General features: G+C 37.0%; 26 protein-coding genes. 23 read left to right on the top strand and 3 right to left on the bottom strand.

Annotated features, from left to right (window positions below):
* Positions 1–35: 35 nt before the first annotated feature.
* From CEF18_RS09190 to CEF18_RS09135, 12 genes are all read left to right on the top strand, one after another.
* Positions 36–2,375 carry an AAA family ATPase gene (locus tag CEF18_RS09190; RefSeq protein ID WP_110936190.1) on the top strand — a complete coding sequence of 780 codons (2,340 nt, stop codon included), beginning with the start codon at positions 36–38 and terminating at the stop codon, positions 2,373–2,375.
* 1 nt (position 2,376) lies between these two features.
* Positions 2,377–2,802: an acyl-CoA thioesterase gene (locus CEF18_RS09185; RefSeq protein ID WP_110936189.1), complete on the top strand. Its 426-nt coding sequence runs from the start codon at positions 2,377–2,379 to the stop codon at positions 2,800–2,802.
* A 54-nt stretch (positions 2,803–2,856) separates the two neighbouring features.
* Complete coding sequence (gene tlp / locus CEF18_RS09180) at positions 2,857–3,084, top strand: small acid-soluble spore protein Tlp (RefSeq protein ID WP_110936188.1); 228 nt, start codon at positions 2,857–2,859, stop codon at positions 3,082–3,084.
* Positions 3,085–3,337: 253 nt separating this feature from the next.
* Complete coding sequence (locus CEF18_RS09175; protein ID WP_110936187.1) at positions 3,338–3,658, top strand: hypothetical protein; 321 nt, start codon at positions 3,338–3,340, stop codon at positions 3,656–3,658.
* A gap of 83 nt (positions 3,659–3,741) precedes the next feature.
* Positions 3,742–4,572 (top strand): ammonia-dependent NAD(+) synthetase, encoded by an 831-nt coding sequence (gene nadE / locus CEF18_RS09170; protein ID WP_110936186.1) that lies wholly within the window; start codon positions 3,742–3,744, stop codon positions 4,570–4,572.
* 1 nt (position 4,573) lies between these two features.
* On the top strand, positions 4,574–5,449 hold the full coding sequence (locus CEF18_RS09165) for a PHP domain-containing protein (RefSeq protein ID WP_110936185.1): 876 nt from the start codon (positions 4,574–4,576) through the stop codon (positions 5,447–5,449).
* A gap of 140 nt (positions 5,450–5,589) precedes the next feature.
* Positions 5,590–6,810, top strand: a complete 1,221-nt coding sequence (locus CEF18_RS09160; RefSeq protein ID WP_110936184.1) for an EAL domain-containing protein — start codon at positions 5,590–5,592, stop codon at positions 6,808–6,810.
* 48 nt (positions 6,811–6,858) lie between these two features.
* Positions 6,859–8,028 carry an MFS transporter gene (locus CEF18_RS09155; protein WP_110936183.1) on the top strand — a complete coding sequence of 390 codons (1,170 nt, stop codon included), beginning with the start codon at positions 6,859–6,861 and terminating at the stop codon, positions 8,026–8,028.
* A gap of 217 nt (positions 8,029–8,245) precedes the next feature.
* Positions 8,246–8,929 carry a TVP38/TMEM64 family protein gene (locus tag CEF18_RS09150; RefSeq protein ID WP_110936182.1) on the top strand — a complete coding sequence of 228 codons (684 nt, stop codon included), beginning with the start codon at positions 8,246–8,248 and terminating at the stop codon, positions 8,927–8,929.
* A 17-nt stretch (positions 8,930–8,946) separates the two neighbouring features.
* Positions 8,947–9,951 carry a DUF2207 family protein gene (locus tag CEF18_RS09145; RefSeq protein ID WP_110936181.1) on the top strand — a complete coding sequence of 335 codons (1,005 nt, stop codon included), beginning with the start codon at positions 8,947–8,949 and terminating at the stop codon, positions 9,949–9,951.
* Between the two features lie 199 nt (positions 9,952–10,150).
* Positions 10,151–10,660: a YwpF-like family protein gene (locus tag CEF18_RS09140; protein ID WP_110936180.1), complete on the top strand. Its 510-nt coding sequence runs from the start codon at positions 10,151–10,153 to the stop codon at positions 10,658–10,660.
* Between the two features lie 70 nt (positions 10,661–10,730).
* Positions 10,731–11,591: an amidohydrolase family protein gene (locus tag CEF18_RS09135; RefSeq protein WP_110936179.1), complete on the top strand. Its 861-nt coding sequence runs from the start codon at positions 10,731–10,733 to the stop codon at positions 11,589–11,591.
* 10 nt (positions 11,592–11,601) lie between these two features.
* On the opposite strand, the gene CEF18_RS09130 is transcribed toward CEF18_RS09135, so the two are convergent.
* Complete coding sequence (locus tag CEF18_RS09130) at positions 11,602–11,970, bottom strand: hypothetical protein (RefSeq protein ID WP_110936178.1); 369 nt, start codon at positions 11,968–11,970, stop codon at positions 11,602–11,604.
* Positions 11,971–12,264: 294 nt separating this feature from the next.
* Between CEF18_RS09130 and CEF18_RS09125 the strand changes: the two genes are divergently transcribed.
* Positions 12,265–13,062, top strand: coding sequence for a peptidylprolyl isomerase (locus tag CEF18_RS09125; protein WP_110936177.1), 798 nt, complete (start codon positions 12,265–12,267; stop codon positions 13,060–13,062).
* Positions 13,063–13,254: 192 nt separating this feature from the next.
* Here CEF18_RS09125 and CEF18_RS09120 read toward each other — a convergent pair whose 3' ends face one another.
* Positions 13,255–13,446, bottom strand: a complete 192-nt coding sequence (locus CEF18_RS09120) for a hypothetical protein (RefSeq protein WP_110936176.1) — start codon at positions 13,444–13,446, stop codon at positions 13,255–13,257.
* 225 nt (positions 13,447–13,671) lie between these two features.
* Here CEF18_RS09120 and CEF18_RS09115 point away from each other — a divergent pair, with 225 nt between their 5' ends.
* From CEF18_RS09115 to CEF18_RS09085, 7 genes are all read left to right on the top strand, one after another.
* Complete coding sequence (locus tag CEF18_RS09115) at positions 13,672–14,565, top strand: chemotaxis protein (RefSeq protein WP_110936175.1); 894 nt, start codon at positions 13,672–13,674, stop codon at positions 14,563–14,565.
* 213 nt (positions 14,566–14,778) lie between these two features.
* Complete coding sequence (gene yhfH, locus CEF18_RS09110) at positions 14,779–14,913, top strand: protein YhfH (RefSeq protein ID WP_110936174.1); 135 nt, start codon at positions 14,779–14,781, stop codon at positions 14,911–14,913.
* Positions 14,914–15,066: 153 nt separating this feature from the next.
* Entirely contained in the window at positions 15,067–15,843 is a 777-nt protein-coding gene (locus CEF18_RS09105) for a DUF3891 family protein (protein WP_110936173.1), read from the top strand.
* A 132-nt stretch (positions 15,844–15,975) separates the two neighbouring features.
* On the top strand, positions 15,976–16,617 hold the full coding sequence (locus CEF18_RS09100) for an HD domain-containing protein (RefSeq protein WP_110936172.1): 642 nt from the start codon (positions 15,976–15,978) through the stop codon (positions 16,615–16,617).
* 154 nt (positions 16,618–16,771) lie between these two features.
* Positions 16,772–17,293 (top strand): type 1 glutamine amidotransferase domain-containing protein, encoded by a 522-nt coding sequence (locus CEF18_RS09095; protein WP_110936171.1) that lies wholly within the window; start codon positions 16,772–16,774, stop codon positions 17,291–17,293.
* Positions 17,294–17,454: 161 nt separating this feature from the next.
* The gene (locus CEF18_RS09090) at positions 17,455–18,390 is read left to right on the top strand and encodes an alpha/beta fold hydrolase (protein WP_110936170.1); all 936 of its coding nucleotides are present in this window, start codon (positions 17,455–17,457) and stop codon (positions 18,388–18,390) included.
* Positions 18,391–18,749: 359 nt separating this feature from the next.
* The gene (locus tag CEF18_RS09085) at positions 18,750–19,625 is read left to right on the top strand and encodes a polysaccharide deacetylase family protein (protein WP_110936169.1); all 876 of its coding nucleotides are present in this window, start codon (positions 18,750–18,752) and stop codon (positions 19,623–19,625) included.
* 277 nt (positions 19,626–19,902) lie between these two features.
* On the opposite strand, the gene CEF18_RS09080 is transcribed toward CEF18_RS09085, so the two are convergent.
* Positions 19,903–20,733 (bottom strand): divergent polysaccharide deacetylase family protein, encoded by an 831-nt coding sequence (locus CEF18_RS09080; protein WP_223292279.1) that lies wholly within the window; start codon positions 20,731–20,733, stop codon positions 19,903–19,905.
* A gap of 215 nt (positions 20,734–20,948) precedes the next feature.
* On the opposite strand from CEF18_RS09080, the gene CEF18_RS09075 reads away from it, so the two are divergent.
* The 3 genes from CEF18_RS09075 to CEF18_RS09065 are packed head-to-tail and all read left to right on the top strand — an operon-like array spanning position 20,949 to position 22,824.
* Complete coding sequence (locus CEF18_RS09075) at positions 20,949–21,749, top strand: hypothetical protein (RefSeq protein WP_110936168.1); 801 nt, start codon at positions 20,949–20,951, stop codon at positions 21,747–21,749.
* 5 nt (positions 21,750–21,754) lie between these two features.
* Positions 21,755–22,138: a GntR family transcriptional regulator gene (locus CEF18_RS09070; protein WP_110936167.1), complete on the top strand. Its 384-nt coding sequence runs from the start codon at positions 21,755–21,757 to the stop codon at positions 22,136–22,138.
* A complete protein-coding gene (locus tag CEF18_RS09065) occupies positions 22,135–22,824 on the top strand; it encodes an ATP-binding cassette domain-containing protein (protein WP_110936166.1) in 690 nt (229 codons plus the stop codon). Before CEF18_RS09070 ends, CEF18_RS09065 begins: the two co-directional genes overlap by 4 nt.
* Positions 22,825–23,089: the final 265 nt, after the last annotated feature.

Here is a 23,089-nt window from a genome sequence, read left to right as displayed (position 1 = left end):
AACAAGCTACGCGTTTTTCTTAAGGGGTGTTGTAAATGGAGAAACAGAAAAAAGAGGCTAGTCAAGATAGTATTCAAAAAATGACTGAGCTGAAAAATAGACCTTTTAATCAGCTAAAAGAAAGTGAACTAGTTCGATTATTCAAAAAAATCGAGGATAATGAGGATGCTTCCTATACGACGGAGGCAATGAGTGAATGGAGAGCAATGATTGCTGTGGCCCGCTATGAAAGAAAAAAAGAGTGGGACACTCGTGTGGATCATTGGATAAGCGATGCTGTCCAACAATCACCTGATTCAGATTATATAGCTGAAATTGTTATTTATCTTGGTTTGACTGCTATGAATGAGCCTTGGTTTAAAGAAGACTTTCCTAAAATAAGAGAGACTGATCATAGTCAAGGAAAGAAAAAAGCTGTTGATACTTTTCTCTTGATGCTTCAACAAGGAAAAGCATGGCAACAAGAACTGACTGCTAAAAAGGAAGTGCTCCAGCAATCATTGACCAATCGTGTGGATAAAGAACAGGCAAAGCTACTGGAAGATGGAATAATTCTAGTTGATGAGATCGGAAATGATATCGATCGTTTGTTGCTATCTGCTAAGGAATATAGAGAAAGTGTCAGTGGAATTTATTCCTCTAAAGAAAAAAAGAGAATCATGGATGAAGACTTAGCGACACTACTGTACAATGTCGGGTTATGGGAAAGTTGGCGTGAATCGCAAGAGAACTCTGATAGTACTCCATTAGATGAGTTAAATGCGATGATAGGTATGGAAGAAGTGAAAGAGAAGGTACATTCTTACTATTATTTCCTTGAATATCAAAGGATTAGAGAACAAGAAGGGTATCATTTTGAAAATGGACAGAGCTTAAATATGATTTTAACCGGTAATCCAGGTACAGGCAAAACATCTATTGCACGTCTCTTAGCCAAGATCTATTACCAACTGGGGGCTCTTCCGCGTGAAGAAGTGGTGGAAGTCGACCGTTCTTCTTTAGTAGGCGGCTATGTAGGTCAGACAGAAGAGAAAACGCTGGAAGTGATCGAATCAGCCCGAGGTGGGATTTTATTTATTGATGAGGCTTATAGTTTAAAAAGGGATGGCGCAAGCGGCAACGACTATGGACAAACGGCTATCGATACGATCGTGTCAGCGATGACAAGTGGTAGTTATGCGGGCAAGTTTGCGGTTATTTTAGCTGGGTATCCAGAAGAGATGAGGACGTTTCTATGGAGCAACCCGGGACTTCGCAGCAGGTTCCCGGAAACGAACCATATTCATCTACCTGATTTTTCGATGAATGAATTATTGGAAATTGGTGAACAAGTGGCGCTAGAAAATGATTACTCCTTAACGGAGGATGCTTTGACAGAACTGGAGAATCGTCTTAAAAAGGAGCAAGTAGATGAGAGCTTCGGAAATGCTAGAACGGTAAAGGATATTATTCTAAGTGCAATTTTTAAACAAGGGGCAGAAATTGCGAAGGAAAAAAACTATTCGAAAGAGAGTTTTACAATTCTTGATAAGGAAGCCTTTGCGTTACTAGTACAAAAAGAGAAAAAACACGATATATCAGGAGAAGAAAAGTTAGAGCGTTTGATAGGTCTTCAAAATGTAAAAGAACAAGTCACGCAATTATCTTCTTTTGTGAAAGTGCAAAAAGAACGTGCAGAAATTGGATTACCTTTGATTCCTATACAACTTCACGCTATTTTCACTGGTCCACCAGGTACAGGTAAAACGACGCTGGCAAGTATTTACAGTCAAATACTTTATGAATTAGAATTATTAAAAAGAGGACACGTAGTCCAGGTTGGCCGAAGCGATCTTGTAGCAGGGTTTGTTGGACAAACCGCGATAAAAACAAAAAAGAAGATTCGGGAAGCTTTAGGGGGAGTTCTCTTTATTGACGAAGCGTATTCATTACTTAGTAAAGGAGCACAAGACTTTGGTGCTGAAGCAATCGATACGTTAGTAGAAGAAATGACGAAGCATGAGGAGAATCTTGTTGTTATTTTTGCGGGGTATTCCGATCAGATGGAGAGATTGTTGCAAAGTAACCCTGGACTTTCCTCACGTTTTAAAAAGACGATTGTTTTTCCTAATTACTCAGCGGAAGAACTACTCAAGATAGTTCAGTTTTATGTAGATGAGTATGGGTACGAACTAGAAGAAGGTGTTGAGGATTTTATTTACCAAGCTAATCTTGCTGATCCCCCTGCTGGAAATGCTCGGTCGATGAAAGATTACGTTGAGCATGCGATTCAAAGACAAGCTTATCGAGTAGTGAATGAACAAGATAATCAAAATAGTTTGACGATGCTTAAGAAAAATGATTTTTCTATCATATCGAATCAGGAGGATCAGTAATATGTTTATCGCCAATACAGAAGTAGCTGTCAGGTATGCAGAAACAGATCAAATGGGTGTTGTTTATCATGCTAACTATTTAGTTTGGTGTGAAATTGGCAGGACAAAACTAATTGAAGATTTAGGTTTTAACTATGCCATGATGGAAAAAATGGGGGTTCTTTCTCCTGTTACAAGTCTTGAAATGAAGTACCATGCACCAGCAAAGTATGGTGAAAATGTAACGATTGAGACTTGGATTGAAGCTTATACTGGCGTACGATTTTCTTATGGATACAAGATCTTTAACCAGAAAGGGATATTGTGTCTTACTGGAACAAGTGAGCATGTGTGTGTAGACGCTGACACTTTTAAACCGATCAACGTAAAAAAACGGTTTCCAGATTGGCATGAGGCCTATGAAAACAATAAAAAAACAGAAGTATGATTTTCGGCTAAGAGACAACACTATCCTTGAAAGAATATAAAAGGAGGAGTTGTCATGCCAAAGAAAGATAACCGTGAGAATAACGTGGAAAGACTTGAGCAAATGGTCGAAAACACCGAAGAAAATTATCGGGCAGCGGAAGTAACTGCTAATAATGACGATATGCCTAATGAAGAAAAACAAGCTATTCGCGAAAAAAATCACCGAAGAGAAGAAAGTATAGAGGGATTCAGAGCTGAAATTGGTGATGAGAAAGAAGCAAGGAACCGTGGCGAGGTATAATAGAAAAAGCGTAGAATAGTTTTAGAAAAGGTGTGTTGAAGTCCTGTAATGGTCTTTTAACACACCTTTTTAGTTCAAAGATAAAAAGGGATCTGGAACGATAAAACCCTAAACAGGAGTTTTCGAATAAAAAAACGGTGTGTTAAAATGATAAAAGAGGGAAAGTGTGTAATATTACTTCTCAAACTAGAAGCAATCTCTTGTCTCCATCTTTATGGTAGTAGTAAGATTGAATTGGGAAAGGGGAACAAAGATGGCGTTTGGAATTAAGAAAACAGAATTGGCTCAGTGGAAAGCGAAGGCTTCTGAGGGAGAAATTTCTTTTCTAACTCATTTTTGGTATGATTCACGATTTCCTGAGCACAAAACAGTTACGAAGGCTGCTTGTTCTGATTGGGACAAACTAGTTGCATGGGGGAAACAATATGGTCTAAAGGAAGCCTGGATTCATAATCGAGAGGATTACCCCCATTTTGATCTTATTGGAGAAACAGAAAAAAGTATTTTAGAACTAGAAGGAAAAAATGGGAAACTGAATCAATTAGAAAAACTAACAGGATCACATTTTTCTTAAAAGATGGCGGCGGAAGCTAACGTTGCATTTAATAAAAGACGCTTTGCGTTTTTCTTAATAACTATAGAAAGGGGAACGATACAATGTTAGAAATACAACAAGACATTATCGCATCATTGAAAGTTAAATCTGAGATTAATGTAAGTGAGGAACTAACTTCAAGAATCAATTTTTTAAAAGCTTACTTAAAAAAATCGGGTATGAAAGGCTATGTATTAGGAATTTCTGGTGGTCAAGACTCATCTTTAGCAGGTAAATTGATCCAATTGGCAATGGAAGAGCTTAATAAAGAAGAGGGAACCGATGAATACACCTTTTATGCGCTTCGACTGCCACATGGTGTTCAAGCCGATGAAGATGATGCTCAAACTGCAATGGAATTTATTCAACCTTATAACAAGATTACGGTAAATATTAAACCAGCAGTGGATGCTTCGTTTCAACAGTTTCTCGAAGCAACGAGTGACAAAATGACGGATTTTGTTAAGGGGAATACAAAAGCAAGAGAACGAATGAAAGTACAATATGACATTGCCGCTCATTATAAATGTCTCGTAGTTGGGACAGATCATGCAGCCGAGGCAGTAACTGGATTTTTCACGAAATTTGGAGACGGCGCTTGCGATATTGCCCCATTGTTTGGACTAAATAAGCGACAAGGTAAAATGCTTTTGACCGAATTAGGAGCACCGGCAAGGTTAACTGAAAAAGATCCTACAGCCGATCTTGAAGATGACCAGCCACTATTATCAGACGAACAAGCTTTAGGAATCACGTATGATGAAATTGATAATTATCTCGAAGGCAAGAATATTTCTGAGAAATCAACCCAAAATTTAGAGCGGAGATATAAATTGACTGAGCATAAAAGAGAACTGCCCGTCACCGTTTTTGATCACTGGTGGCAATCATAAAATGACCTATTTAAATAGCGCTCATATAAATAAAGCAGATATTCATATGCATTCAACTGCTTCAGATGGAGGTTATTCCCCTGAAGTTCTTATGAAAAAGTGCGTAGAAGCAAAGTTGGAGCTTCTGGCGCTGACCGACCATGATACAACGGTTGGATTAGAAATTGCAAGAGAGACTGCCGAATCATTAGGTGCAAGGTTCATAGACGGCATTGAACTTTCTACGAGGATTAATGGACAAAGCGTGGATATTTTAGGATATGGATTTGATATTCATTCCACAGTCTTACAGGAGACTTTGTCCTTTCATCGTAAAATGAGAAGAGAACGAATGGATAGGATGATGGAAAAATGTCAAGATCATGGCATTTCTATCACTATTGAAGATATAAAAAAGCAGGTGACAGGGGAAACCTATTCCCGCCCCCATTTAGCAAAAGCAATTATCGAAAAAGGATATGCTCAAACTGTTCAAGAGGTTTTTGAAAAATATTTAGGCTACGGAAAACCTTGTTACGTTGTAAAAGAAAAAGAGATGGAACCAAGCGAGGCGATAAAGCTTATTCATCAAGCTGGTGGAGTTGCTATTGTCGCTCATCCGATTTTTTATAACATAGACGAGGAAATTGAAACGTGGTTTTCTGAGTATCATCTAGACGGAATTGAAGTATTTCATAGGGATCACGATGAAGAAGCTGTAAAAAGATTTTTAACCTTAGCATTGTCTGTAGAAAAAAAGTTAGGTAAGCGAATATTTAAAACAGGCGGGTCTGATTTTCACCATGAATCGTTTGGACGAGTGGGTGAGGAAATTGGGCTTTCCAAACTTCCATATGAAGAAGGCGAACGGTTGTACCAATATATTTATGAAGCCTGAGAAACCTAAATCAGGCTTCTTCGTGCTATAATATGATACGTGATATAATTAACAGATATAGGAACAGGCATCGATTATAAAAATTTTAGAGCAAATCTTTTTAGTTAAAACAGAACCCTTAAAAAGAAAAGAGGGAGAAAATGGACCCGATAGAAGTAATTGAAAATAAAGAAAAAGTTTTTTTTCTATTAAAACCAATTATGAATTCTGAAGAATACCGTATTATAGGATATGAGGTTTTAGGTAGAATTAAGTTAGGTGATACGATTAAAACATTATCTACATTTTTTTTAGATCCTACTGTTCCTGCTGAATATAAATGGGAGATAGATAAAGAGATTTATCATCAGGCTGTTCAATACGCACTTACTCAAGAAAACAAGCCTCGTTTGTTTTTTAACATTGATCCCTCTGTATTAATTCAGCTTGATTGCTTAGAAGAACTCATGGAATTATTTCAAGGTTATGAGAGAGAAGGCTTTTCTGCAAGTCGAGTCGTTTTTGAGTTTCGTGTGAATGACATGATGGAGAGCGTTGATGATGTAAGTCACATGTTAATGTATATGAAAGCCAGTGGTTTTCAAGTCGCAATAGATGATATAAAGACCAGCAAAACGAACCTCGATTATTTTTCCAAGTTGGAACCTAACATAATGAAAATAGATTTGTCGGATTTGCAAGAATCAGTCAATCACTTTACTTATACAGATGTCTTGGAAGCAATCGCTATATTTGCCAGGAAAATAGGTGCAACTCTTCATTTCAAAGGAATCAGAAATTTTCATCAGCTTTATATTGCTTGGAGGCACGGAGGCAGATTCCTTCAGGGGTATTATTTACATGAACCGACCAATGTTTTTCTTGAACCCTCGCTTGCAAAAGAATTTTTAGAGGGGAAAATTCATACATTTATAGACATGGAGCATCGCAGACTTCAGAAACAAATTGAATTCCTTCATGGTATGGACAGTAAAATGATTCAAATTTTAAATGAAAAAGATGTATCTTTATCGACAGATCGGTTAATGCAAGAGTTAACCAAGACATTTAAGGATGTATCATTCAGGATGTACATATGTGATATGTACGGTTCTCAAATAAGTGCCAACTGGCTGAAAGAAAACCATACTAGCTGGCATAATGAAGAAAAAGCCAGAGGGAAGAATTGGAGTTGGAGAACATATTTCTTGGATCAAATAATGCAAATGAAGCATCGGAAAATGGGAATGCTTTCAGATAACTACCGTGATATTGAAACGAATGATCTTATTCGGACATATTCTTATCCTGTAAGTGACGAGCACTATGTATTTTTTGATTTGGATCCGATCTTTTTATTTGAAAATGATTGGCTCCTTTAATGAAGTAATATAGCGCCTTCCCTTTTCGTAACGGAGAGGAAGTGTAAGATGCAATCTGTTTGGAAGCTTAAAGGTATGTTGTTTTTCTTTCATGCTGCTATGACGATCATCATTAGCTATTTGCCTGTTTATTTTCAGTTTTTAGGTTTAAGTGGTTCAGAAATCGGGCTATTACTGGCTGTTGGACCTGCAGCAGCAATTATTGCTCAACCTTTTTGGGGATTTATGAGTGATCGTTGGAAGACCGTCAAACGTATTTTACTGCTTTGTTTAACCAGTGCTATGGCGATCGGATTTATTCTTTTTCAGATTACAGATTTCATTCTAATGCTGCCGGTGCTTTATCTCTTTTTTTCTTTCATGTCACCCGCGGGAGGGTTAGGGGATAGTCTGGCACAAAAAATTTCTATCCAACGAAATGTATCTTTTGGCAGTATTAGAATGTGGGGATCGCTTGGATTCGGGATCGCTTCATTAGCAGGTGGGTATCTCTTATCATACATCGGAATCGTAAACATTTATTATGTTTACGCCGGTTTTTTAGCAGTGGCTATTGTTTTTACGTGGTTTGCTCCTGATAGTGAGCCCTCTAAAAAACCCGTTCAGCTTCTTCATGCTGTAAAGCTTCTTAAAAACAAGCAATTGTTGATCTTTTTTATTCTAATATTATCGATTAGTCTGACACACCGCATGAATGATTCCTTTATGGGATTGTATATTGTTGAGTTAGGTGGAGATGAATCGATAATAGGTATGGCTTGGTTTATTGGTGTCGTAACTGAGGCGCTTGTATTTGCATTTAGTGTGTATTTATTTAGCAGGTTCCATCCGTTAACCTATATTACGATTGCTGCAGCTTTATATGTGTTGCGATGGTTCTTAATGTCACTTGCCCCAGACCCAACTTTTTTACTTTATGTACAAGTGCTTCATGGATTAGCCTTTGCAACTTTTTACTTGACTGCTTTTCAATTTGTCACGAAACTCGTTCCTGAAGAATTGGAATCCACAGGTCATTTGCTTTTCATAGCTGTTTTCTTTGGTGTTTCCGGAGTTATTGGATCAATACTAGGTGGTTCCATTATTAGTACGTTTGATATAAAAAACCTGTATTATCTGATGTCCGGATTGGCATTAATTGGATTTGTTAGTTCGATGACTTATCGATTCTTTTATTTAAAACGGATGGCGAGTTTAAAGACAAAGGTGGAATCATAAAGAAACAACAGAGTGTTAAGGAGAAAGGGTGTCTCAGTTGGTCATATAAGACCTTTAGAGACATCCTTTTTCTTCTCAAGACAGAGATTTCTCTAAGCGTATTTAACGGATCAGGGAAGCATTCGAATCGTCTGCCTTTTCATTTAGTGAAAGATTTCGTTATAATTACGGAAGAAGAGATTATCTTTCTCCAATTCGATATAGGTGTGGTAAAAATATGAAAAACCTAGTTTCCATCTCGATAATGCTAATAGTCCTTTTACTTTTTGTCTTTTTTAATTGGGATTGGATCATGCAGCTAAGATCACAAGATGTTACGGAATTCACGGAGAACGTTGAGGAATTGGGTTATGGCGTATTATTGATAACGATTCCATTAATGATGATCCAGAATATCATTACTCTTTTTCCGATCCTAATTTTAATTATGCTGCATTTTATGTCATTTGGTATGATTCAAGGTTTTCTATTTAGTTTTATTGGTACAACGCTAGGTACGATTCTGTGTTTTTGGCTTGCTCGAAGCATGGGGGAAAAATGGGTAAATCGTTTTTGGGCTAAAAAAGAAAAGAAGTTTTCAAAAATTTTACATCTCATTTCTTCATACGGTGTTCTAATGATTGTTCTGTTACGAAGTATTCCTATTATGCCAAGTAATCTTATTTCTATTTCAGCAGCAGTCAGTCCGATGGAAATGAAACCTTATCTTATATCTACAGTAGTTGGGAATATATCGATGATTTGGCTCTTAAGTTTATTGTCATCCTTTTTATGGATCGAAGGAAATCTTTACACATCTTATTTAATAGGATATTTACTGTTTTCTGTCACTATAGTTGGATTCTACGGCATTCGTTTTTATCGGAGGTTAAAACCGCAAGTTAATGATCATTCTTCTTAAAGGAGGTTATTGTCCTAATGGAAACAATGGAGATCAGCTTTCTCGGTTTATTTATCATTTTGTCTTTACTATGCATTTTTGTGATGTATTCGGAACATCGAAAAAAACGTCAATTAACAAGGGAATTATCGTTTGATTTAAAAACTGAATTAGATTTTCAAACACTCTCGCCTTCTATCATTTCACAATTACTTTATGGCAGAGGAGTGTATACAAGGCATATTATTTCAAGTCTTTTTAATTTGGTACGAAAACGAGTGCTCGTTTTCTGTAAAGATGATACTGCAGAGACGTATTATTTTTCGTTAAAGGGTGCTGTAACCGAGGCTTCTGCTGAACATGAGAAGTTTTTCATAGACTGGATGCTATTTGATGTTGGAAAAGAAGGTGTTTTTCACTCGGATGACCTTTTTTACTTTACTCAGAATCAGGAGACTCGTGAAGCTTTCATTAAACAGCTGTACACATGGGAAAAAATAATGAAGAATGAGCTGGAGGATAAGGGGTACCTGGAATTATTTCCGACGTATAAGCGGGTTCTCTTGGGATTATCGGTTGTGATGGTAGTACTAGGAAGTGGTTTATTCTTAGCATCTCCATTTCTAAGTATCCTTTACGTTCTCGCAGGTATTACAACCTTTATTATGATGATGACGTACTCTTCCATGACGAAAAAAGGTTGGACAGAGTACGTGAAATGGGAAAGATTTAGTCAACAATTAAAAGATGCCACCAAAAAAGATATCGATGAAAAGGAATGGCTTACAACTAGTTTTATTTATGCAATCGCCTTTGGACTGAAAAATAATTATTTAGAGAAGATACCTATAAAAGATGCCTCTAAGTATGAGATTAGACAGGAACAGTTACCTCTTTACTTTGCATTAGGTTCAGGAACCACTGCCGTTTCTTTAGAAGGAGTGGAGATGGTTGATGAACTGGAAGCTCTTTTTGAACAGATTCTTTCACCAATTGCCTCTAGTTCGGAAAATGATGATTTCGTTTCGGAGACATATGAATAACTCATTGCATCAAGGCACTGAAGTTGTATCCATCAACTTTTTCAGTGTCTTTGTTGCTTTGCCACGGGTAATCGCCGCCTGTTTGGAAGAATCGGTGTGGCTCAGTGGAAGAATGTTTTTGCTTTTGAGAGAGGGAATTTGGAAAGAGATACCGAAGTAGTATAAGCTAGTGGAAGATTTTGTGGGGGGTTAAAGCATCGTGAAAACATTTCAACTGTGTTCATTAATGATATTGTTTGACCAGGAACTAAGGGAAAATGAAGTAATGAAGGGGAAAGATATTCCTTTAGTAGATAGTCTCATTATCAATAAAGAAGAAGCGGAAAAAAATTGGTTAATTGAAGCTGTTTTAGACCCGGAATGGGAACAATTTTTTCGAGATTATTTAGAAAAGAATCAGTCGTTAATGGCTGAAGTAACGATTAGTAAACGTACGAATGATCCTGCTACCTTAGTTTGTGAAGTTCGTTCAGTAAATAAACTGGTTGATCACATTAGTGTACACCTAGAAGGCGTTCTGGTTGTAAAAAAAGAAGATTTATCAGATATGGTGTTGAAGAAGTTGATCGATGAAGGTTTTGAAGGAGAGGCATTGTATAATGAATATCGCAAACGAAAAAAGGATCGAGGACGTGCCATCCAAGGAATTTTATCGAATGCTTATGAACAGGTAAAAGAAAAAGGTTTTTATTCCAGTGGTAATAAGTAATAAACTAACAATTTCGGATACTATGGGATAGTTCACCTAAATCGTTTTGTTTTAGGAGAGGGGAGGATGCATGAAAATAATCGATGCCCATATACATTTGTCGCATATTGAAACATTTCAGCATACAGCTAAACATATTTCCGATGTTGATTATTCGTACAAAGGACTAAGAAAAGAAATGGAACAATGTGATATTTCGTTAGCTATTGGAATGGGAATTCGGGAAATTGAGGGAGGAGAAGGATTTCCTGATTCTCTTCCTCGAACTCCGATGGGAATGGACATGATGCCTGCTTCTTCTGATTCCGTTGTATATTGTGCGGGTGTGAATCCATACAGGCTGCAAAAGCAAGAATTGCTTCATTTAGAGAATGAGTTATTAAAACCTGAAGTCGTTGGTATCAAAATATATTTAGGCTATTATCCTTTTTATGCCCACGATAAAGTCTATGAATCCGTATATAAATTGGCTAAATTGCATCGAATTCCAGTTATTTTTCATTCGGGCGATACGTATTCTGAGCGTGGCCTCTTAAAATACGCCCATCCGCTTACGTTAGATGAAGTAGCTGTTAAACATCGGGAAGTTACCTTTGTTATGGCTCATTTTGGAGATCCGTGGATGCTTGATGCCGCAGAAATAATTTATAAAAACTCTAACATGTATGCTGATTTATCAGGCCTCATAGTTGGCGATGAGGAAGAGGTGAGCAGAATTTTACGAACACCTCATTATTTTGATCACTTCAAGCATGCTTTTGCGTATTGTGACAACTATGATAAGTTTATGTTTGGTACGGATTGGCCACTTGTCAAAATAAAGCCGTACATTGATTTTATCCAGTCTTATGTTCCTTCCTCATCATGGAATGATGTATTTTATAATACAGCTTGCCATGTTTATCCTAAAATCAAACAATACTTAAGATAGGGATGAAGGTTCATTGGCTTTCTTGTTTATTTTGGGTGAAAAGATTCTCAATTTGGTGACTGACTTTATTTTTTAAATGGGTATTCAAATATTTTGCTGTAAGGACATAGCCATGAAAAAAAATAATGTATTCTGAGAAATTTTCATCATGATTATTTAACTGAATTTTCAATCCATGGGTCTTCATCGACATCTTTATTGTATAGAGTTCTTTGCTGAGGCGGTGCAGTGTAACTTCAAGTAAGCGTATATAAGGGTCCTTCAGTTTGATAGGCGCTTGTCCGATGTGAGCCAAGTCCTTTTCAAGTACTTTACGGGCCATTTCAAGCAAGATGTAGGATTCCGTTATGTGCTCTTCCTCCGCTGTTAGTCTGGCCATGGTAAAATCTCCTTTCGTCTTTGAGTTAAAAACGAACGTGTGTTCTATTTTGATTTTACTCTATTATAGTCAATAGTCAAGTCGATTATTCGTTTAACTGGTAAAATAAATCTTGTACTATTTTCCTTTCAATAATTAAATCTGATTGTTGTTTAAATGTGCAAAAATGGTTGTCTAAGATACTTGGGTAGAGTAAAATCAGGAGTGTTGTAGTAAGAAAAGCGTATGCGGCAAAAATAAAGGAAGAAGCCTGGAAAATGGCTTCCAAAAAGAATGATAAAGGAGTTAGGAAACATGAAAAAAGCAAAACGATTTAGCGTAAAAAGTCTTGCCGCAGGTATCGGTATAAGTGCGATATTTATACTTACTGCATGTGGTGGAACGAATAATAATGAAGAGGTAGACAATTCAACGATAGAAAATAGTGAAGTTCAGGAAAATGAAAGTAACAGCGCTAATACGGAGAACGCAGAAGAAGATGTGCCAGAAGTTGCTGAAGGTCCGGATAGCTACCCACAATTTGAAGAAGGAGTAGCAGAGGATGAACGTGAAGCGATCATTCAAACAAATATGGGGGAAATACATATCAAATTGTTCCCGGAAGTAGCTCCTAAAGCAGTGGAGAACTTTCTTACACTCGGTGAAGAAGGATATTATGATGGTGTGGTTTTCCACAGAGTTATAGAGGATTTCATGATTCAGGGTGGCGATCCGCAAGGTACTGGAATGGGTGGAGAAAGTATTTATGATGGACCTTTTGAAGATGAATTCGATGCTTCAGTAGCTCATTTTAATGGTGCTTTATCAATGGCAAATAGCGGCCCTAATACAAATGGTAGTCAATTTTTTATTGTCACTGCTAAGGAAGATGGGTTAAGTGAGGAAATGTTTGCAGACAGTGGATTCCCGAGAGAAACCATTGATAAATATTTGGAAGTAGGAGGAACTCCGCATCTTGATTTTGTTCACACTGTATTTGGGCAAGTCATAGATGGTATGGATGTTGTCGAGGAGATTAACCAAGTTGAAACAGAAGGTCAAGATCGTCCGGTAGAAGATGTTGTTATAGAGTCCGTAGAGGTATTAGATTAAAAAGCCTCTATTTATATTTAGAGAGGATGACTTCAAAAGTCACCCTCTCTTTCTTTCTATAGAGTGCTGTGGATTGTTCGCTCATGGCGTCTCGAATGGGAAAATGACCTTTAGAGACTTCCTTTTCTTTTAGGAAAAGGAAAAAATTCTTTGAATATCAGTTCAAAGAATTTTTTCCTATGTAAATATTAATTAATCACGAATTGCGTAATAGGCCATGAGAACAAGGGTTGCAAATGCAACTATAATAAATGGACCTTCAACAAGGGAACTAGCTCCACCACTATCTCCATGACCTCCATTTGTTTCTGCGAATGCCGCAGTAACAGGAGTAAGCAGAAGGAAAATTGCTATGAATCCCAAAGAAAAAATACGTTTTAACATATGAATGAACCTCCAATCTCGCAAATCTGTATCATCTACTATTATAGAAGGATTTCCAAAAGGAAGCAATTGAAATCTGTTGAATAAATAACAGGACTATAGACATGGTATATTTTACTGTTTTATGAAGAGAAATATGGAATATAAATCAAAACCGTGGTAATCTAATATATAGTAAGAAATAAGAACTACATATAGATTTATAGAGCCCGAGGAGGCATCATAATGAACCAAGAAAAAAAAGGAATTTTATTAGAGAGTGGTACAAATGAACTGGAGGTTATTCTTTTCGAAGTAGGAATCGGTACATTTGGAATAAATGTGATGAAGGTGAGAGAGATTATTCAGCCTTTAGCATTAACTACAATGCCACATTCTCATGCATATGTAGAGGGAATCATCCGACTGCGAGATGAAGTGATACCCGTTATAGATTTGGCAAAAGCACTAGGATACGAAAAATCAGTTGAAGGAAATCAAGATAAATTAGTCGTAGCTGAGTTAAATCAAGTAAAAGTCGCTTTCCATGTACACTCTGTTTCTCGAATCCATCGAATTTCCTGGGAGCAGATTGAAAAACCGAACAAACTGAGTCAAGGTTTACAGGACTTAACAATCGGTGTTATTAAAATGGAGGAAGCAATGATCTTACTCCTCGATTATGAAAAAATCGTTTACGATATTATGCCCGAAGCAGGCATGTCGATAAGTAAAATAGACGGTATTGAAAGGAAAGATCGATCTCATAAACAAGTACTTATTGCTGAAGATTCACCAGTATTGAGAGATATTTTAAAAAACACTCTTACTGAGGCAGGTTATAGAAACTTAATCTTCACAGAAGAAGGAAAAGAAGCGTGGGAGTATTTACAGTCTTCCCCAGGAGAAAAGGTGGATCTACTCGTAACGGATATAGAAATGCCAACTATGGATGGACATCATTTAACGAAAAAAGTGAAAGAAGATCCGAAAGTCCAGCATTTACCGGTCATTATCTTTTCATCACTCATTACTGGCGACTTGTATCATAAAGGAGTGCAGGTAGGAGCGGATGCGCAAATTAGCAAACCTGAACTAGGAAAACTTGTTGAAGAACTAGACAGACTACTTAACCTCTAAAGGAAGAGAAAAAGATGGAGAGAGATGATTCTCTCCATCTTTTTTTGCTCTGTTATATAATACCAAAGAGTAAATTAAAATCATCACACATAAAAATCTATATGAAGCGTATTCTATATTAAAATAGGCTAAATTGTTTTAATACAACACCTTGTAATTTGTTTGTTGTTATAGTACAATACAAGTAACTTAAAGAAAAGGGAGGAAACAACAATGATTATGTCAAGTAAAGAATTCTTTCGTAATTTACCAGCTAAGGAATGTTCCGAATGCGGAAAAGTTGTAAGGGACGAAATGCATGAATGTTACTCTAACGAATGTCATGAATGCGAATCAAAAATTAAATAATAAAACTTTTTCGTTTCCTTTAAAAAGGAAGCGCTTTTTTTGGTTGGAAAGCTCTTTTTATACATGTTTAGCATCTATTTAAATGAGGGGATATGGAAAAGTACCAAACAATTCCGTGTTCTGACAAATGGTTAATAAAAAGGGAGGGTAACAATGATTATTCAAAATCATCATAAGGATCATGTTATTTGTATTGAACAGCATGAGCATGCGCTTATTTCCGGACAATTTGTGCGTGATTGGAAAGATGATTACTTTATTGGAAAAAACATGAAAAAGTCAGTTGAACATGCAGTAATAAACCATGACCGAAGTTGGATTCCACTAGATAAAAATCCAATTTACCTTCCGGAAAAATCGAAGCTTGCTTCATTTACAGATTTTCCAATGGAGCAAAAATTGCAATCCTACCGAAGCGGTATCGTTCAACTTTTGAATGAAGATTTATATGCCGGTTTTTTATTGAGCTGTCATTATGCAAGTTTTTTTAGTAACACAGCTGATAAATTAGGGATTACATTTTTGTTGGAGGAAGATAATCGGCAGAATGTTGTAAAAGAAGCGCTGCGCGAAAAAAAGTTACTTCCCCTTGAAAGAGAGCGAGAGTTTCACTTTAATTTGTTGCAACTATGTGATAACTTATCTCTCTATATTTGTATGAACCGATGGGGTGCTAGGAAAGAAGAAGAAATAACTTGGTTTAAAGATGGTTTTAAGCAAGAACTGTTAAAGGATCAGCGAATTTATCCAGAGTGGCTGTCAGAGACAATGGTTACCCTTGATCCATATCCTTTCAGTCATGATCAACTGCAAATTGAAATTCCTTTTAAAAGGCTTTCCAAAAATGATTTAGCTAAACCGAATATACAAAATATTTATAGAGATACACCAAAGGAGCACCATAAAATAATATTTAGTAAAAAACATTAACTTCCTTTTCCTTTTAAATATTTGATAAAATAAAGATCATGAATCTTGTAAAGGTGTGTCATACTATTGGCTTAAGACACGTAAACATTATTTTCACAACAAAAATGGTAGAGAATGAAAAGGGTGGAAGTTATGGATCAACTCATACAAAAGGCGGAGACCTGGGTGCAGAAACTGTTTGAAAAAGATTCTTCAGGGCACGATTGGTATCATACAGACCGAGTAAGGAAAAATGCAAGGATGATTGCGCAGAAGGAAGAGGCTGATCTATTTATATGTGAATTAGCAAGCCTTCTTCATGATGCCGGCGATGATAAGTTTCACGAATCAGAAGAATCAGGACGAATATTTGTTGTTTCTTGGCTTGAGAAGGAGAATGTGCCTTATCTAACGATTAAACAAGTGATGGCTGTGATTGATACTGTTTCGTTTAAAGGTGGGAATAACCGCCAACCTGATACTATAGAAGGTAAAATTGTCCAAGATGCAGACCGGTTGGATGCAATTGGAGCGGTTGGCATAGCGCGTACGTTTATGTATGCGGGTAATAAAGGGGATGCAATGCATATCCCGGATAAATCTCATCGCACTGAAATGACAAAAAAAGAGTATCGGGAAGGAACTTCAACTTCGATCAACCACTTCTACGAAAAATTATTAACATTGTCTGCGCTAATGAAAACAAAGACAGGCAAAGATCTCGCCAAGAAACGCCATGAATTTCTTGAGTTATATCTAGAACAGTTTCATGAGGAGTGGGAAGGCAAAAGGTAATATTAACGTGAGCAAGCCAATGGTAGCTGGCTTATTTGGATACTAGATCAACAAACTTTACGAGGCATTTTAAAGGTTGTAGAATGTACATATGATTGAGACTTTCAATAAAAGGGAATATTACCAATAGTATTCAGAAGGAAGGGTGAAGAAATTGAAATTAAAAAACAAAAAAGTGTTAACAGTCGTAGAACATGACTTTGAAGATTCAGAGCTAATTTACCCTCATTATCGATTACAAGAAGAAGGAGCAATTGCTCATATTGTCGGAAAAGAAGCAGGAAAAACATATATCGGTAAAAATGGTGTACCAGTAGTAACTGATTATTCTTTTGATCAAATTAATATTGAGGAATATGATGCTATTCTAGTTCCAGGAGGATGGGCACCAGATAAATTGAGAAGATATAAAGAAGTGATCGACATGGTTACTTTTATGAACGATCAAAAACGTCCTATAGGTCAAATCTGTCATGCGGGATGGGTACTTATATCTGCAAACATTCTTGAAGGCAAAAAAGTAACGAGTACACCGGGAATTAGAGATGATATGGAGAACGCGGGGGCTACTTGGCACAATGATGAGGTCGTTGTGGACGGTCATATAATCTCAAGCAGAAGACCACCGGATTTACCTGCTTACGGCAGGGCTCTTGTTGAAGTAATCGGGAAATAAGTTAAGAACTGCATTTATGAGGGTGTGTCATCAGACAATGAAAACTTGTCGGTGGCACACCCTTACTTAACCTCTTTAAATAAAGGTATCAAGCAACTTTGACTTTAGTAGTGTAATGGATAAAATCACAGTTTGATTCGGAATTGATGGAGGATAATTAAATGGAAAAAAAGTTTCCATGGATTGAGCAGATGAAGAAAGAGAGTTATCGTTTTGATGATTCTAATCCTCATTTGCGATTTTCTAGTGTACAAAAATATTTATCTTTTTACTCGTTCGACATGCAAGAACTTCATGAATATCGATGTGGTCGTGTAACTTCCTCTGGACAAGAAGTATTTATCCAGGGGTTTTTAAAGAAAGAGCCGAAGGGTACAGTTTTTTTCGTGCATGGATATTTAGATCATACGGGCGGATTAAGTCATACCGTGAATGATTTGCTGGAGAACAATTATCAAGTTGTGACCGTTGATTTACCAGGGCATGGCTTCTCGCAAGGGGAACCAGGGACGATAAGCACTTTTGATGACTATGTGCAAGCAGTAAAAGATTGCTGTGATGTGTTTAGGAAGGAACTTTCCATCTCTAAATTTATTGGTTTTGGCCATAGTACTGGAGGGGCAATTTTGTTTCATGCTGCAAGTGAGAAAATCGTTCGATTAGATAAGCTAATCTTGGTTGCCCCATTATATTTTCCATATCGGTGGAATATTACAAAAGGGACACTAAAATTTATTGGGAAATTTATACATAAATCCAAACGGAGATTTAAGAAAAATTCGGAGGACGAGAAATATCGCAAATTTGTCAGAGGTGATCCGCTTCAAGTACAACAATTGAAATCCGATTGGGTGCTTGCAATGGAGAAGTGGCAAGAACATATTGTCGAGTGTCCAATTTTGAATACCCCGGTTTACTTACTTCAAGGCGGTAAAGATACGACCGTTGACTGGAATGAGAATATCGAGTTTTACAAGCATAAATGTCGTGATATTCAGGTCGCTTATTTTCCAGCTGGTCGTCATCAGCTGCTGAACGAACAAGCTTCGATTCGCCACCACGTTTATAACAGAATCAGTTGTTTTTTAGGGGAATAGTAGTATTTTTATACATCGAAAGTGGGAAGTGTTTTTCAGGATGTTAATTACATAATAATGCAACCAACAATCCTGTGATAATAACTTATAATTTTAACGAGACTTCTGCTACTTTATAGAAGTTTTTTTAGAGATTCTTTCAATAGGAAAGGGGTCGAATCAGTTCTAAGTGGCCTCTTTTCAATGCTTCAGCAAATACAATCCTTGTCTCCAGCTATTGAATATCAGGCAGAAGTTGCACAGCCTTCGCTTATAGATATAGTTCTTATTTCGCCATTTTAAAAAGGTGAATCTAAATGAGTGAATAAATACCCAATTTTTATAAATAATAACAATGTCTAAAAAAAGGAGATGAATGGATGAAAAAGAAAATGTCGAAAGCAATAGTCATTATTGCATTATTGATTGGTTTTCAAGTAATAGGTACGGTTATTGGCTATGCGTCAGATCATTTATCCAATGATGAAGCGAAACCAGTGTGGTGGTGGGATAAAGACGAAGAACCTTCTGAGGAGGAGGCGCCACCGTTAAGAGGCGGCCCTGAGGAAGATCAGCGGCAGCAACAACCTCTTGTCCTGCAAGAATTACAGGAGTTATATCCTGAAATTGCTTTTTTACATGGCCCAACTACAGGAAACAAGGTTGCTTTAACCTTTGATGATGGTCCTGATCCAAGATATACCCCAGGAGTTTTAGAGGTGTTAGAGGAGTATAATGTTCCAGCTACCTTTTTCTTAATGGGAGTAAGAGCAGAAGCACAACCAGAACTTGCAAGGCAAATCGTAGAAGAAGGTCATGTGATTGGCAACCATACTTTTTGGCATCCTAACCTAGTAACTGAAGGTGAGATTAGCACACTTGTTAATGAAGTTCAAAAAACCGAAGATACACTTGCAGAAATTGTTGGCTACAGAACAACAATGTTTCGCCCTCCGTACGGGTTCCTTTACCCTGAATTAGTAGAAGAGTTAGGCAATCTAAACTACTCTGTAATAGCTTGGTCTGTTGATTCATTGGATTGGGAACCATTGTTAACCTCGGAGCAAATAGCACAAAATGTATTGGAGAACATTCATCCAGGGGCAATTGTTCTTATGCATGACGGGGCTGAAGCAGCTGGAGATCGCACACAAACGATTGATGCCCTTCGTGAAATAATTCCAACCTTACAAGAACAAGGGATGGAGTTTGTAACGGTACCGGAATTACTTAATATCCCTTATCAGCGGGAATGATCCAAAATATAGAGAATTAATAAATCACGGCTTCAGTTAATACTCTGTCGTGAAAATACTAGGCCTTTCGTGTGGGAGTATAAGTAGACAGGTACCTTTAAGGCCAGAGATTCAAGGAAAATCAACCCTTTACCTATAAGCGCAATTCAGAGGTGCTGTTTGAGGTGAGGAAAACTCATGCTATATAACAAAAGTGCTATCCATTAGAATCAATACACAAAAACCAATTCTACTTTTATAGTAGTTGGTTTTTTGCTGTCTATAGAGTTTTCGAAATTTACTCAACGATATGCTGCCAGAAACCACTTGGATCTACATCAATTGCAGTTGGAATAATATCAGAGACCGGGACAATTTCTACCTGACGATCCTCTAAATATTTAAGTGCGTCAGATATCCCATTAAACGTATCTGTGCCTTTTATCCCTACATGTCCAATTCCTATCGCCTCTCCACGCCTTTCCGCTTGATCGTAAAGTTTCAGCATCTGTTTATAGACGTGATTTCTAGAAGAACGGGTATCATCTAAAAATGTATCTCTTACACCGTAACGTAATTTCATTTCTAGAGCTAATTCAGGGATAACAGAGTCTGCGCTTGTTCCACTGTCAATAATATATAGATTATGTTCACTAGCAACCTCGAGGATTGCTCTCATTATTCTCTCATTCCCTACGATTTTTGAGCCCATATGGTTATTAATTCCTTTTGCATGGGGAACATCTTTAATCGCCTTCCTTACACGACTCTTTACTTCCTCCGTAGAAAGGTCCGAAGTGATTGGCATAGGTCCTAACCATGAAGCCTTGCCTTTAATAGGTTCTAAAGGTAAATGAATAATCACTTCAAATCCGAGCTCGTCAGCAGCTACTGACTGCTCTGTTGATTCATCCAAGAAAGGCATAACAGCAACTGTTATCGGAATTTCTGCTTTTAGAAATCGGTAAACACCATCAATATTTCCACCGAAGTCATCGATAATAATAGCGACTTTCGCTTTTTCTTCCGTTCCTTCTTCAGCAAAAACAGCGGGTATGATCATGTAACTGAAGATAAGGATGGTTAGAACTATGAAGGTTTTTCGTTTTATGTCGGAATGATTTTTCATTGTATATAGTCCTCTCAAATAGCAATTTCTTGTTCTTTAGGTTGTGAGTATTGGACACTCATTATTCGTAGAAATGAACGTGAAAGGAGATCAAATGAATGAACAAATTTCTCAACTATAATTAACTAAACCCTTGACGCTAATCGTGTATCGGTGTATTATTTAATTAGTACACTGATACTCGATAAAAAATATATTTAGTTGGAGGTATTAAAATGACCGCTTGGTTAAACTTAACAAAAAAAGAATTACGTCTCGGATTACCGGCATTCATCATGCCCATCGTTGCCTTTTTTATAATAGTAGCTATTTCTGCTTACTTCGGGAATAGATACGGGTTTTTAGGGGAAACAATAACTGCCGTTGCCTTTGCTGCGACAGCAATTCAAGTATTTTATTTAGTGTATTACTTCATTCATAGCCTTTCGACAGAAAAGAAGAAGATGCATTTATGGCTGCACAACCCAATGCCAGCTTATAAATTAATATTAGCAAAGCTGGTGGCAGCAATTACTACTATGGCTGTAACGTTTATCATCACTGGAACGACATTTTTACTTGCATTAAACTCGACGAAAATTATTCCTATTGAAATTCCTTGGACATATGTCATGGAACTTGGATTTTTAGGTAGTATTCACCTTTTATTGTTAGCAATTAATCTTGCCGTTTTGTTTTTATTTTTCTGGATGATTTTCTTGTTATTTACTCGTACACTTGGCAACTTTGCCAGCTTCGCACTATCTTTTCTACTATTTATGGTTCTGAATGGTTTTTTATATGGCTGGGTTACGTCTTCAGCTTTATATGACACGCTAACGATGTGGGGATCTATTAATTTAGGTGATATATTGTCTAGTGCCAGTGTAAACTTCAACCTTGAAATGGGTGCAGATATTACAGGTGAAACAAGTGAGTTAATTATTTATTTAGGCACCTATCTGTTTGATGCTATTCAAACAGTCATTTTATTTTTTGCTAGTTGCTGGATACTCGATCGAAAAGTTGAGGTGTAAATAAAATGAAAGATAGTTTTCATTCATCACAGCCTATTTATCGGCAGCTCGCCGATCGGATTAACCGGCAAATATTACGAGGAGAACTAAAACCTAATGATAAATTGCCATCAGTTCGGGATATGGCGATACAATCGAATGTTAATCCAAACACAGTGCAAAGGACGTATCGAGAGTTAGAGGGAATAAGTATTGTAGAGACTAGAAGGGGACAAGGGACGTTTGTTACCGAGAATAAAGAAGTTCTAAGTGAGTTAAGAGAATATTTAAAAAAAGAGGAAATTTCTCGTTTCGTGGAACGGATGCACGAGATGGGTTATAACGGTAAGGAAATCCAATTCGGAGTAACAGCATTTCTACGAGACGAGAAAGGGGATACTGAGCAATGATTAAACTAAACCGTGTCACTAAAATGTATATGAGAAACAGAGCGTTGTATGATGTTGATTTGGAACTAACAAAAGGAAAGATTATAGGTATTGTCGGCCCTAATGGAAGCGGAAAATCGACAATCTTGAAAATAATTGCGGGTCTGACTCATCCATCAAAAGGGAATGTTACTGTAAATGAGGTAAAAGTGGACCGTCTTATTGCTAATCAAGTTTCATACTTGTCAGAACTGGATGAATATTACGGTTTTTATAATGTTGGGCAAACAATTGACTTTTTTGCCACTCAATTCCAAGACTTTAACAAAGAAAAAGCCGAGGAAATTCGGAAATTTATGAAATTAGACCGCGATTCTAAACTGAAACATCTCTCGAAAGGGAACCGAGGACGATTAAAAATCGTACTTACCTTGTCACGTGAAGTACCAGTCATTTTAATGGATGAACCACTTTCCGGACTGGATCCAATGGTCAGGGATTCCATCGTAAAAGGCTTAATTTCGTTCATAGATCTAGAAAATCAAATTATTCTTATTACGACTCATGAAATAAAAGAAATTGAAATGATCTTAGACGAAGTGATTGCTATTAAAGATGGTGACATTATTGGACACCATAATGTGGATGACCTGCGGAGTGAAAAAAACATGGGCATTGTAGAATGGATGACCGAAATCTATAGATGAATTATAAAGTGAATATATGTTCGTAATGCGATATAAGCTAGATAAATGATTCTATACAACAAAAGCCGATCCTGTTTATGGATTGGCTTTTTAAGCTTTGGGATAAGAATTGTAAACCCACTGCTTTTTACATGGCGCGCATCGGCCACAGCATCATCGGCTGCTGTATTTTAATCCCTTAATTATTCAATTAATTAAATTACAAGAAGAATACTTGGAATTTAAACATATTTTCAGTAATAAGAAGGCATCTTAATATAACAGG

Origin of the sequence: Salipaludibacillus neizhouensis, from assembly GCF_002886185.1 — a bacterium.
In the GTDB taxonomy this organism is placed as follows: domain Bacteria; phylum Bacillota; class Bacilli; order Bacillales; family Salisediminibacteriaceae; genus Salipaludibacillus; species Salipaludibacillus neizhouensis.
The sequence above is the reverse complement of the archived record's forward strand: the minus strand, read 5'-3'. Positions and strand labels throughout refer to the sequence as shown.